This is a genomic window from Xenorhabdus mauleonii (assembly GCF_900113945.1).
In the GTDB taxonomy this organism is placed as follows: domain Bacteria; phylum Pseudomonadota; class Gammaproteobacteria; order Enterobacterales; family Enterobacteriaceae; genus Xenorhabdus; species Xenorhabdus mauleonii.
In genome coordinates this window covers 43,178-56,489 of the sequence record NZ_FORG01000015.1, presented here as the reverse complement: position 1 = coordinate 56,489, position 13,312 = coordinate 43,178, and the positions used below count along the sequence as shown (strand labels likewise).

Below are 13,312 nucleotides of genomic sequence, written 5' to 3'. Positions count from 1 at the left end.
TAAGGAGTCAGTATGATAGTAATCATCGGTGGTTCTGGATTCATAGGAACTCGCCTATCTTCTCAGTTAAAAAAAGAAAACATTCCTTTTAAGATTGTTGATATAAAAAAAAGTGAAATATTTTCTGAGTATTGGGAATATGGTGATATTACAAAACTAAATACTTTATTGATACCTCTAGCAGGAGCTTCAATTATTATTAACTTGGCGGCTGAACATAAAGATAATGTACGACCTATAAGTTTATATTATAAAGTAAATGTTGATGGGGCGAAAAATTTATGTGAAGCAGCAAAAAAGTTAAATATAAAACATATTATTTTTACTTCATCTGTTGCAGTTTATGGCTTTGTTGAGCAAGAAACTAGTGAAAATGGCAATTTACATGCTTTTAATGATTATGGAAAATCTAAATTAGAAGCTGAAATTGTATATGATACTTGGCAATCAGAAAATATTGATAGGACATTAGTAACAATTCGCCCAACTGTTGTCTTTGGTGAGAACAATAGAGGTAACGTTTACAATCTATTCAAACAAATAGCCTCAGGGCGTTTTGTAATGATAGGTTCAGGTAATAATAAAAAATCCATGGCATATGTTGAAAATGTGGCTGCATTCTTAAAATTTGCAACCAATTTCAAATCAGGACGCTATATTTTCAATTATATTGACAAACCTGATTTCACCATGAATGAATTAACAGATGTTATTTGTCAGACTCTAGGTAAAAATAAATCTAATATTCATATACCATATTCTATTGGAGCTTTATGTGGATATTTTTTCGATATCTTATCCAAGATCACTAGAAAAGAATTCCCAATTAGCTGTATTCGCATAAAAAAATTCTGTGCTCGCACTCAATTTAGATCTGATAATATAGATAAAATAGGATTTATTCCCCCGGTAACACTTGAGCAAGGTATATCAAATACAGTAAAAAAGGAATTTAAAAATTTATAAATACAGTTCACTTTCAAAGACTTTGATCGCTCTATTGATTTAAAAATAAAAAACATGAATGAATTATATCTCTCACAGTACCCTAGGACGCAGGGTAAGATCGCGAACATTTTTTAGCAAAAATAACGATCGATTTGACGATCACATTTAGCTGTGATCATATACTCCCTTTTTCGGGAGAGCACCATGCACATTGACCACTTCAAAGAGCATTTTCAAACCATTAGTGACCAACGCCAAGGGGCTAAGGTTACGTATTGCCTCTTTGAAGTCTTGTTTGGCTCACTGTGTGCCGTTATCTCGGGCGCAAAGGGGTGGTTTGATATTCGCGAATATATCCTCGGGCACCATGACTGGTTTAAGCGCAATGACCTGTTTTTGAACGGAATTCCCGTTGACGACAACATTGCTCGCATCATATCGGCGATTGACCCTGAACAATTTCATGAATATTTCGTCAATTGGATGTCATCGGTACATACGCTTACCGAAGGTCAAGTGATTGCGATAGATGGTAAAACGCTTCGAGGCTCATACAACCGAGAGGATAGAACGAGCACCATTCATATGATCAGTGCTTATGCCTCATCAAACAGACTCGTGTTGGGACAACTTAAAACCGCGCAAAAAAGCAATGAAATAACAGCGATCCCTGAATTGATAAAGGTGCTCGATATCAAGGGAGCCTTGGTGACCATTGACGCGATGGCCTGCCAAGCCAAGATAGCCAAAGCGATTATTGACCAGGGTGGCGATTACCTGCTTGTGGTTAAAAGTAACCAAGGCAAACTCCGTCAAGCGATAGAAAAAGCTTTCTCATCTTGTCGAGCCAAGGTGGCAGATGGCCTCTCGATTGAAGAGGGACATGGACGAATAGAGTCTCGCCAATGCTATGTTTTTGATAGTACAAAGCTGGAAGGTGACTTCTCTCGTTGGAAAGGCTTGAAGCGAATGGTGATGGTTGAAAACTACCGCCTTGAAAAAGGAAAATCGGTCAACTTAGAATATCGATATTATATCAATTCCAAAGAGCTGAGCGCAGAGCAAGCGGCGCAGGCCGTGAGAGAGTACTGGGGTATAGAATCAATGCATTGGGTACTGGATGTGAGCATGAACGAAGATGCCTGCCAGATATACAAAGCACATGGTGCAGAGAACCTGTCTTGCTTACGCCATATGAGCTTGAATATGCTTCGAGCAGAGTGCACTAAGTTGAGCATCATCGGAAAACAAAAGCGATGCATGATGAATACATCGATGCTAGAGACAGTACTAAGTGCTGGCTTTAGTCCAGTGATGAAAAACTAAACACTCATGCGGTTGCCCTGATGCCTATACGGGGCGCACATTGCATTTATTATGTTAACCCAGCATAAATGCAACTTAAAGTACCATTAGTATAGTAAACTACGATTAATTTTATTCCACACTATACCTTTTAATAAAACCAAACGACATGAAAAACAGAACCTTAGATAAATACAAGCTCACATACATAATTATTTCAGTAACTAACCTGATCTATTTTTCCATTTTTTCACCAAAGATATTTGAGGATAAACTATATTTTTACCTACAAGAATTGTTTTTAATTCTTGTTTTACTGTATGGCTTTTTCTCTAAGACCAAAAAAATAACCGCATTACTAATTAGTTCTATTTTATTGGCATTCTTATTTGTTGAATTCATGACATTTAGGATGAGTTCATTTTATTTTCACGAGATACCAAATGAAATAATAAATATAATAATTGACACAAACCCCGATGAAATATATAGCAACCTGTTTTTTTCTAAAGAGGAAATTCTATGTGTTATTATCATAATAATAAATTCAATATTCATATTTATGCCAGGAAAAAAACAAAAATATGATCTTCCATTATTTATAACTGTAACTCCGGCCTTATTATTGACAATGTTTTTTATTTCCAGCCCAATAAATATTGCAGTTAATAAAGTGATAAAAAATTTTGACAAAACAAAATTCAATGCTGAGATTATATCCAAAAAAAAATCATTCTATTGGGATGCTAAAACAACCATCAATAACAAACAAACAGTCATCATATTTTTAGGTGAGACACATCGAGGTGACTATCTTCACTTCAATGGATATCATAAAAATACCACTCCTAACTTAGACAAAGAAAAAATTATATCTTTCAATAATTCAATATCACAAGGCGCGTATACATTAATATCAACACCGATGATTTTAACCAGAAAAACAGTGGGTGATTCAGGTTTATACCCAGAAAAATCCCTTATAAGTGCATATAAAGAGGCTGGTTTTGAAACATGGTATGTTTCTTATTTATCAAGAAGTCATATAGGTGACAATGAAATAAACCTGATTGCAAATGAAGCAAATCATTATATTCGGTCAAATGTAAACACCAGTACGTTAAAAGAAATTTTAAAAGAAAAAAGCAATAAAAAATTAATTGTATATAAGACTGTTGGTAGCCATTATTTATATCACACCCGCTACCCTGATGAATATTCTATTTTTAAGCCATCATTTACTAAAGAAACATACTCAAATCCTACAATAAAAGATAAAGAAAAATTGGAGAACAGCTATGCCAACTCAATTTTATACTCAGTTGATAAAAACGTAAGTGATTTTATCAATGTACTTAAGAACGAGGATGGCCTAGTATACTTATCTTTTGTTTCCGATCATGGCACAGCCATTTATGATGATGGAAAATCACTTTATGGTGGAAACACTAAAGGTAATTTCAATATAGGGCAATTTTATTGGTTTAATAATGAGTATTACTCAAGATATCCACAAATGATTGGTAATTTAGCAAGTAATAAAAATAAAAAAATAACAACAGAATGTTTTGTTGATACTAGTTTGGATTTATCGTTAATACAAACAAAAATAAGAAAAGGATGTAGTCTAGTTGATCCTAATCTAATTGAAACAAAAAGATTTGTTCTTAATGGTGGGATACATGACTATGATATGGATATTACAGAATAATACCTCGGGGCTGTGTTGACGTTTTAGAAACTATTCAGAGTCTTTTTAAACCTGAATAGTTTTTCATATAAACTACTGGGATGAGAAAATTTATGCCAGTGACATTAGTCGAGAATGAGCCCCTGATGCTCAGCATCAGGGAGCGCAACGCCCCAGAAAAATCGATTTTTATGAGGATTTTGTGCATTATCATATCTTCTAAAGATCAACTGTCAGTGGGATATGCTGCCCAGCAATCCCGCCATTATGTGAATGCAAGTAATATAAAAAATCAAACTAAATCATGCTTAATAGCCACTCCAAATTAACGTCAAATTTATACGGATTTTTTTCCGGATTATTCTGGGGATTAAGTGGTGTTCTTTTAGCTTTATTATTAAAAGATAATACACTTTCCTCCTACTTTCTTGTTCCTATAATTATTGCATTTCTGAATGATTTAATTTCATTTATATACATGTTGCTCTATCTCCTATATCATAAAAAACATCAAAATATATTATCTATTTTAAAAAATAAAAACTATTTTATTATTACTATAGCTGCCATATTCGGTGGCCCAATGGGAATGTCTTTTTACATTTTATCAATAAAATATATTGGTGTTGGATACACCGCAGCTATTTCTGCATTATATCCGGCCATTGGCGCTTTGATATCATTTTTTCTACTTAAAGATAGAATTCATAAAATAGGATTACTCGGCTTAGTATTAGCTATAACTTGTACAATTCTTTTAGGTTATTCAGCTACGACCCAAGCTATATCTGGATGGGTTGGTTTTCTTTTTGCTTTCTTATGTGCATTAGGATGGGGCTCTGAAGTAGTAATCAGCTCGTACGGCATGAATAAAGATATTCCTTCAGACATTGCTTATTTTATAAGACAATCATCATCTTCACTAGGCTATTTTATCCTTATTGCGGTCTTCATTCATTCTTTTCCTGGGGGAACTTATATTTTCTCAGACTTAAAATTAACCACCCTATTACTGGTAACTTCTTTAATTTCAACAATTTCCTATCTTTTTTATTACCGGGCAATAGAAAGATTACTTCCTATTAGAGCAATGGCTTTAAATATAACCTATTCTGCATGGGCAATAGTCTTCTCATATATAATTATAGATGAACCCATATCTATAAATTTATTACTTATATGCATTGGTGTTTCTTTAGGCTCATTTTTAACAGCAGTAAACCCCATCAATATCAAAAAATTTAAATTGGCTATCAAATGAATGCAATAATTTTAGCTGCAGGCTTAGGTTCTAGATTCAACGAGCTAACAACCAATAACCATAAAGCATTACTTCCAATTAATGGAATACCTAATATTGAACACACCATAAGACATATTAAGAAATTTGGAATAAATGAGATAAATGTAGTCACTGGGCACATGTCTCATTTGTTTAATTATCTGAAAGATAAATACCAGTGTAATCTAATTTATAATCAACACTACGCCGATTATAATAGCATATATTCTTTTAATCTCGCTTCTGAATTTTTTAATAATTCTATAGTAATAGATGCAGATGTAGTATTACTTAAAAATATTTTCGTTACACTAGAAAAAAGTGCTTATTATGTTATTGAAAGGCCAGAGAACCTCGATAAAGAGTGGATACCTATCTTGAATAACTATGGCATAATTGAAAGCATGCAAGTGAGTAATGCCAATGCTCCATCCCTCCTCGGTATATCCTACTGGAATGCTTCTGCATGTGAACTCATCAGAAAAGAACTTCCTAAATATCTCAATGACGAAACATTAAAAAACAGTAAGCTTTATTGGGATAATATCCCTATCTCTCTATTTGGCGAAATAGAAGTTACTACTCACTTAGTAGACAAAACACATGCAGCAGAAATGGATACTGTTGAAAACTACAATTATATCTGTAATAACTTACTGAAAATATGCTAAACATCGTCCTATTCGAACCAGAAATCCCGCCTAACACCGGCAACATTATTCGCCTCTGCGCCAACACAGGCTGTCAGCTTCATCTTATCCAACCTTTAGGTTTTACATGGGATGACAAGCGCCTCCGCCGCGCAGGGTTGGACTACCATGAATTTGCCAATATCAAGCAGCACCATGACTACAACGCATTCTTGGAAAGTGAAGGGCTCAGTTCCGTCAATTCACAATCCCCTTCTGGCGCACGGCTGTTTGCTTTAACGACAAAAGGCACGCCTGCACACAGTAATGTAAGCTATCGTGATGGTGATTATCTGATGTTTGGCCCAGAAACTCGTGGCTTGCCATCTTATGTGCTGGATAATATGCCACCTGAACAGAAGATCAGAATTCCTATGCTGCCAGATAGCCGAAGCATGAATTTATCCAATTCTGTTTCTGTGATTGTATTTGAAGCGTGGCGGCAACTGGGTTATCCAGGGGCGTTATTGCGGGATTAAATTGAACATTAGTCACATTCAGCGCCTAACCCGCGCTGAATGTTCTATCTGGTGATTACAAGATGAAAACAGAATTTCAAATCCCATCCCCATTCTCAAATCCATTGTTGGCACCATTAAAATGCTGATCCATGTCCAGTGATGGTTTATCACTCTCCGGTTTTCCGACAATCCTAGCCGGTACACCTGCCACTGTGGTGTGCGGTGGAACGGGTCTTAATACAACCGACCCCGCTCCAATTTTGGCTCCCCGACCAATTTCAATATTTCCGAGGATTTTGGAACCCGCACCAATCATTACCCCTTCACGCACTTTCGGGTGACGATCGCCCCCCGCTTTACCGGTACCGCCAAGTGTTACGGACTGCAGAATAGAAACATCATTTTCCACAACCGCTGTTTCACCAATAACAATACCCGTTGCATGGTCAAGCATGATGCCACAGCCAATTTTTGCGGCGGGATGAATATCTACTCCAAATGAAACTGAAATCTGATTTTGCAGGTAAATCGCTAGTGCTTGGCGATCTTGTTTCCACAGCCAGTGAGCGATGCGATAAGCCTGTAGCGCGTGGAAACCTTTAAGATAAAGCAGAGGTGTTGAGTATTTGTCTACTGCAGGGTCTCGCAGGCGAACAGCTTTGATATCACGTGCTGCCGATTCAATCATCTGAGGATCACTGCAATACGCGCTTTCAACAACTTCCCTGACCTCGATGGGAGGCATAATCGGTGTTGCCAACTTATTTGCCAACATATAACTCAAAGCACTACCCAGATTTTGATGTTTGAGTAGTGTCGCGTGAAAAAAACTGGCTAATAATGGCTCGCAATCTGCCAGAGCCTTTGCCTCGTTTTTTATATTGTTCCAGACTTCGTTCAGCTCTTCTCGCGACATAATCTGTGTTCTCATTTTTTTAGATTGATACCCGTCGCCTTTCAAGTTGCAGCTCTATTGGCTGTATTCACTCACCCCAATCACCATTTTTATAAACATACGGTTATCTATGCTTCTGGGGATTATGAGAGGCTCCTGCCTCTCACCGGAAGCCAGCCTTTGGCTGGGCAAATTCGTTCCCGACGAATTTGTCATTCCCATGTCGCCTCAATGCAATTTGAAATTCATAGGGCAGAGCCGTCACCTTCATCTCTTGTAGCTCTTCCCAGTAATGCCTGGGCCGCCTCAATCACATTTTTATTGCAGTACAGTATCTGGTAGATCTGCTCTGTGATAGGCATTTCAACACCTACACGTTCTGCCAGCGCCCTGACTTCTTTGGTATTGCGATAACCTTCAACAACTTGCCCGATTTCACGCTGAGCGTCATCAACATTGATGCCCTGCCCCAGCATCATACCAAAACGACGGTTACGAGATTGATTATCTGTGCATGTCAGAACTAAGTCACCCAACCCAGCCATTCCCATAAATGTGGAAGGATCAGCACCCAACGCCACACCGAGGCGGCTCATCTCAGCCAACCCGCGGGTAATCAATGCCGTACGGGCATTCGCCCCGAATCCCATACCATCAGAGATCCCAGCACCAATTGCAATAACATTTTTTATTGCTCCGCCAAGCTGTACTCCAATGAAATCGGGATTTTTGTACACCCGAAAACTTTTACCACAATGGAAAAGTTGCTGAAGCTCCTCACCAAACTCAGGAGTTGTAGCAGAAACAGCGATTGCTGTCGGTAAGCCCGCTGCCAGCTCTTTAGCAAATGTCGGGCCAGAAACTACCGCCAAGGGGATTTCATTACCTAATATCTCACGAGCCACATCTTGTAATAGGCGACCAGTCTCTGCCTCTAGCCCTTTAGTAGCCCAAACAATGCGGCTATCATGCTGTAAATGCGGCTTTATTTGCTGTAAAACGTCACCGAAAACATGGCTTGGAACAACAATCAGGATATTGCGGCTTGCTGAAACGGCATTCTCCAAATCAGCCTCAAGCCGTAAACTATCAGGAAAAGAAACATCCGGCAAAAATGCCTGATTACAACGCGCCTGCTGCAAGGAATCTATGTGTTCTGGATTATGTCCCCAAAGAACAACGTCATATCCATTGCGGGCCAAAGTAATCGCTAAAGCGGTGCCATATGAGCCGGCACCGATCACAGTCATAGAAGCAGTATTCATTAGGCTTCCTGTGCAGCCTCACTAGGCTGAGATTCAGCCTGCTGTTGCAGGTAGTTCATGAACAAAGCATCAAAGTTAACAGGTGCCAGGTTCAGTTGTGGGAAAGTACCACGGCCTACCAGGCTGGTGATGCATTCACGGGCATATGGGAACAGGATGTTCGGGCAGTATGCGCCTAAGCAATGTGCCAGCTGGGTTCCATCAATGCCATCAATGGAGAAAATACCCGCCTGCTGAACTTCACACAAAAATGCGGTTTCTTCCCCTAATGCTGCGGTTACGGTAACACGCAAAACAACTTCATAAACGCCCTGAACCAGCTCATTGGACGCCGTATCCAGATCCAATTTCACTTCCGGCTGCCATTCTTGCTGGAAAATTTGCGGGGCTTTTGGTGCTTCAAAAGAAACGTCTTTCGTGTAAATACGTTGGATCTGGAAAGCCATTTCTGGGGTGTTTTGCTCTGACATAATAATATTTACCTTTTTCAGATGTCCTTATTAAACCTTAATGGTGCGAGCATACTGCTCACACCTGAGTTCGTTATTTTTTGCCTCGGGCCAACGGCAGGTTCTCACCTGACCACCCGGCAACCCCTTCTTTCAGGGAGTAAACTTGCTCAAAACCGAAACGCACCAGATGTTCTGCTGGTGTTCTCGATTCCATCCCATTCGCTGACACAACAATGACAGGCTGTTTTTTATGTTTTTCCAACTCACCCAGATTATTGTCTTTAATCTCAGATGGCGTCAGATTAACGGAACCAATGATATGCCCTCTGCGGAAATCGTCACGGGAGCGTAAATCCACGACGACAGCATCTTCCTTGTTGATAAAATGGATAGCTTGTGCACGGGTGATCTCTTTACTCTTGGAGAACACACTTTTTACCGTCATGACAATGACAGCCACCAGCAATGCAATCCAGGCAAGGCTCAGGATCGTGTTCCGGCTAATAAATTGCATGATTTCTTGCAGCATGGAGGGCAACAACTCCCGTTAGTTAATAACAAATATCTAAGGTAGCAGAGTATACCTGTGTGTTGCGTCAATTACAGCCAATTAGCACCAACACTATGCACATTTGTGCAGATTTTGCGGAGAGTTTCGAGAAAAAACAAAAAATCTGCCAACAATCACAGGGTTGTAATGCAATATCGAAATATTTCATGCAACACTAAGGCCAAAGCAGGATCTTCGACAATAAATGAACTAAATTAACTAAAACTTATATTAATGATAAAAAACAGGTTGTTCTCTGGTCAGGTGAGATTCCTCATGAAATAATCGAACACTATATGGCTATATAGCAGCAAGGTATTCAATAAGATGGCTGGAAATAAGGAATTGATGAGCCGTAATAGTCGGCATAAACAATATCAGTGGCACAGTAAAAGCAGAATATCGCTGCTTTGTGCCTTGTTGTTTGCTTTTTTCAGTTTAAGTGCAAATACCTTCGCAAATCAGATTTCAGATAATAAGAACCAACTGAAGGATATTCAGCAGGATATTGCCGAGAAAGAAAAAAGCGTAAAACTACAGCAAAAACAACGCACTAATTTACTAAGTCAATTGAAAGAGCAAGAAGGCATTATCTCAGAAGTAGGGCGTTCACTGCACACTACACAGACTCGTTTGAACAAGCTGGGAAGTGAAGTTTCATCACTGGATTCAAATATCCAACGGCTGCAAACGCAACAAAAAGAACAGCGGCAATTACTTGCCAAACAATTGAATGCAGCATTTCGGCAAGGGAATCACCAAGGATTAGAATTGTTGCTCAATAGGCAAGATACTCAACGCAAAGAACGCATTCTTGCTTACTACAGCTACTTAAATGAGGCCCGGCAAGAAACTATCGCTAAACTGCAACAAACTACCATAAAACTTAATCAGCAAAAAAAATTGCAGCTACAAAAGCAAAGTGAACAAAAAGAAATACTTGTAAGCCAAAAACAACAAAAACAACAAATGGAAGTTGCGCGTACAGCCAGGCAAAAAACGTTAACTGTTTTGGAATCTTCACTGAAAAAAGATCAGCAGAGCCTGACAGAACTGCGGCAAAACGAAATCAGCCTGAGGAATAAAATCGCCAAAGCTGAACGAGAAGCTAAAGCTCGTGCTGAGCGGGAAGCTCGTGAAGCCGCCCGTGTTCGCGCTCAAGTTGCCGCGAAGCAGAAACAAGCTAAACAAAAAGGTTCCAGTTACAAACCAACAGAAGATGAGCGTGCCTTGATGGCCAGAACAGGGGGACTTGGGCGTCCGGCTGGGCAAGCTGTTTGGCCAGTACGCGGCCGTGTCATTCATAATTTTGGCGACACAATACAAGGCGAACTGCGCTGGAAAGGAGTTGTTATTTCTGCTGCTGAAGGCACAGAAGTGAGAGCTATCTCTGATGGACGTGTACTGTTGGCAGACTGGCTACAAGGCTATGGCTTAGTTGTCGTCATTGAGCACGGTAAAGGCGATATGAGCATTTACGGTTACAATCAAAGCACACTGGTCAAAGTGGGGCAACAAGTTCGGGCAGGCCAGCCAATTGCATTGGTCGGCAACAGTGGTGGACAACAGCAACCTTCCCTGTACTTTGAAATTCGCCGTCAAGGGCGGGCTGTTAACCCATTGCCATGGCTAGGAAAATAAGGGACAAGAAAAAGATAGGATGAATATTCTAATGGTGAAGATGAAGAACCGCTCCATAAAGCGTGCCAACCCGTTCATGCTGTTGTTTTGGATACTTTTATTCTTCACCTTATTGTCTATCAACCTAAATGCCCACGCAGCTCGTTTAGCCATTGTAATTGATGATATTGGCTATCGTGTGAATGAAGAAACTAAAATATTGCAAATGCCCGCTGCGGTTTCTATCGCCATCCTTCCGGATTCGCCGCACGGCAGAAAAATGGCAGAAAAAGCGCATCAGCAGGGACGGGAAATTTTGATCCATCTGCCGATGGCGCCACTGAGTGAGCAGCCTTTAGAAAAAAACACTCTGCTTCCCACCATGAGCCGAGAAGAAATTGAACGTATTATCCAGCATGCCATACAGAGAGTCCCCCATGCTGTAGGCATGAATAACCACATGGGCAGCGCAATGACATCTAATCTCGCAGGTATGGAGAAAGTGATGCAAGTGTTATCCCATCATCATCTCTATTTTTTGGATAGTGTGACTATCGGCAATACGCAGGCGACCAAAGCAGCGATAGGCACATCAGTTCCAGTGATCCGCCGGAATGTTTTTTTAGATAATATCCAAACTGAAGCTGAAACACGGCATCAACTCAACCGTGCGATAGTCCTTGCCCGCAAGCAAGGTTTTGCCATTGCCATCGGGCACCCACACCCAACAACCATCCGGGCTTTACAGCAAACACTGGCGACATTACCCAATGACGTTGAGTTAGTCACGCCAGGCATGTTACTCGCCCCAGTACCGACAAGTAAAAACGACAAACAATCGGCAAATAAAAATGATAAACAGACCGCTCTTGAATGTATAAAGCTTCAGGGAGCAAAGCCAGCGCCGATAACTCAATTGGATTATCTTAAGATGGCAGCAAAAGCTCTGACTAATAATGCCATCGTAAATACCTTAAATCAGCAAATTCAAAACATTTTGGGCAAACTATCAGGACAAGCAGAGCCAGATAGCCGACCCGAAAATGCTAAAACAGGCGCCACTAAAAAGACAGGCGCCTGCTCAGGCTTTTAGCAATCTAATCTCAGATTAAATTGACTCATTTATCCCAATTCAGAATAACTTTGCCAGATTGCCCTGACCGCATGATGTCAAAACCTTCTTGGAAATCATCAATTGAGAATTGGTGAGTAATAATTGGTGTCAGATCTAAACCAGATTGGATCAAGGCAGCCATTTTGTACCATGTTTCGAACATTTCGCGCCCATAGATGCCTTTGATAAATAGCCCCTTGAAAATGACCTGATTCCAATCTATTGCCATATCTGAAGGTGGAATACCTAACAAAGCAATGCGTCCGCCATGATTCATGGCATTGAGCAATGTACGAAACGCAGGAGGAGCACCCGACATTTCCAGACCAACATCAAAGCCTTCCGTCATGCCCAATTCATGCATCACATCAGTCAAGTTTTCTTTGCTGACATTCACAGCACGGGTCACGCCCATTTTGCGAGCCAATTCGAGGCGATATTCATTGACATCCGTAATCACAACATGGCGGGCACCTACATGCTTACATACTGCTGCTGCCATAATGCCGATAGGGCCAGCGCCGGAGACCAGAACATCTTCTCCAACCAAGTCAAAAGACAAGGCCGTATGTACAGCATTACCGAACGGATCAAAAATAGCCGCCAACTCATCTGGAATATTGTCAGGAATTTTGAAAGCATTAAAGGCCGGGATCACCAGATATTCAGCGAAAGCTCCCGCTCGGTTCACACCAACACCAGTAGTATTGCGGCATAAGTGAGTACGCCCACCTCGGCAGTTACGGCAGTGACCACAGGTAATATGGCCCTCACCCGATACACGATCGCCAATCTTAAATCCTTTCACTTCCTGGCCAATCGCTACCACTTCACCCACATATTCATGCCCGACAACCATCGGAACCGGGATCGTTTTCTGAGACCAATCATCCCAGTTATAGATATGCACATCCGTCCCGCAAATGGCAGTTTTGCGGATTTTAATCATTACATCATTGTGCCCAAGCTCTGGTGTGGGCACATCTGTCATCCAAATCCCTTCTTCTGACTTCAATTTTGACAGTGCTTTCATAGGGATAC

The 13,312-nt window shown here is 40.3% G+C and carries 13 protein-coding genes; 8 read left to right on the top strand and 5 right to left on the bottom strand.

The window, feature by feature from the left end; translation table 11 throughout:
* Positions 1 to 12 precede the first annotated feature (12 nt).
* The 6 genes from BM100_RS14335 (at position 13) to trmL (ending at position 6,393) form a co-directional block, all read left to right on the top strand.
* Positions 13 to 966, top strand: coding sequence for an NAD-dependent epimerase/dehydratase family protein (locus BM100_RS14335; protein WP_092512108.1), 954 nt, complete (start codon positions 13 to 15; stop codon positions 964 to 966).
* Between the two features lie 186 nt (positions 967 to 1,152).
* Entirely contained in the window at positions 1,153 to 2,274 is a 1,122-nt protein-coding gene (locus tag BM100_RS14330) for an ISAs1 family transposase (protein ID WP_092512106.1), read from the top strand.
* Between the two features lie 148 nt (positions 2,275 to 2,422).
* Positions 2,423 to 3,964 (top strand): phosphoethanolamine transferase, encoded by a 1,542-nt coding sequence (locus BM100_RS14325; protein WP_092512104.1) that lies wholly within the window; start codon positions 2,423 to 2,425, stop codon positions 3,962 to 3,964.
* A 283-nt stretch (positions 3,965 to 4,247) separates the two neighbouring features.
* The gene (locus BM100_RS14315) at positions 4,248 to 5,204 is read left to right on the top strand and encodes a DMT family transporter (protein WP_244590634.1); all 957 of its coding nucleotides are present in this window, start codon (positions 4,248 to 4,250) and stop codon (positions 5,202 to 5,204) included.
* Complete coding sequence (locus BM100_RS14310; RefSeq protein WP_092512098.1) at positions 5,201 to 5,896, top strand: NTP transferase domain-containing protein; 696 nt, start codon at positions 5,201 to 5,203, stop codon at positions 5,894 to 5,896. The genes BM100_RS14315 and BM100_RS14310 overlap by 4 nt, the downstream gene beginning before the upstream one ends.
* The gene (gene trmL / locus BM100_RS14305) at positions 5,890 to 6,393 is read left to right on the top strand and encodes a tRNA (uridine(34)/cytosine(34)/5-carboxymethylaminomethyluridine(34)-2'-O)-methyltransferase TrmL (protein ID WP_092512096.1); all 504 of its coding nucleotides are present in this window, start codon (positions 5,890 to 5,892) and stop codon (positions 6,391 to 6,393) included. Before BM100_RS14310 ends, trmL begins: the two co-directional genes overlap by 7 nt.
* Positions 6,394 to 6,469: 76 nt before the next feature.
* Here trmL and cysE read toward each other — a convergent pair whose 3' ends face one another.
* The 4 genes from cysE to BM100_RS14285 form a co-directional block, all read right to left on the bottom strand.
* Complete coding sequence (cysE, locus tag BM100_RS14300) at positions 6,470 to 7,291, bottom strand: serine O-acetyltransferase (RefSeq protein ID WP_092512094.1); 822 nt, start codon at positions 7,289 to 7,291, stop codon at positions 6,470 to 6,472.
* 224 nt (positions 7,292 to 7,515) lie between these two features.
* The gene (gene gpsA / locus BM100_RS14295; protein WP_092512092.1) at positions 7,516 to 8,535 is read right to left on the bottom strand and encodes an NAD(P)H-dependent glycerol-3-phosphate dehydrogenase; all 1,020 of its coding nucleotides are present in this window, start codon (positions 8,533 to 8,535) and stop codon (positions 7,516 to 7,518) included.
* A complete protein-coding gene (secB, locus tag BM100_RS14290; protein WP_092512090.1) occupies positions 8,535 to 9,005 on the bottom strand; it encodes a protein-export chaperone SecB in 471 nt (156 codons plus the stop codon). The genes gpsA and secB overlap by 1 nt, the downstream gene beginning before the upstream one ends.
* A 73-nt stretch (positions 9,006 to 9,078) precedes the next feature.
* Complete coding sequence (locus BM100_RS14285) at positions 9,079 to 9,516, bottom strand: rhodanese-like domain-containing protein (protein WP_092512088.1); 438 nt, start codon at positions 9,514 to 9,516, stop codon at positions 9,079 to 9,081.
* A gap of 348 nt (positions 9,517 to 9,864) precedes the next feature.
* Here BM100_RS14285 and envC point away from each other — a divergent pair, with 348 nt between their 5' ends.
* A complete protein-coding gene (gene envC / locus BM100_RS14280) occupies positions 9,865 to 11,178 on the top strand; it encodes a murein hydrolase activator EnvC (RefSeq protein WP_092512086.1) in 1,314 nt (437 codons plus the stop codon).
* Positions 11,179 to 11,209: 31 nt separating this feature from the next.
* Positions 11,210 to 12,250: a divergent polysaccharide deacetylase family protein gene (locus BM100_RS14275; protein ID WP_092512084.1), complete on the top strand. Its 1,041-nt coding sequence runs from the start codon at positions 11,210 to 11,212 to the stop codon at positions 12,248 to 12,250.
* Between the two features lie 25 nt (positions 12,251 to 12,275).
* Here BM100_RS14275 and tdh read toward each other — a convergent pair whose 3' ends face one another.
* A complete protein-coding gene (gene tdh / locus BM100_RS14270; protein ID WP_092512082.1) occupies positions 12,276 to 13,304 on the bottom strand; it encodes an L-threonine 3-dehydrogenase in 1,029 nt (342 codons plus the stop codon).
* Between the last annotated feature and the right edge of the window lie 8 nt (positions 13,305 to 13,312).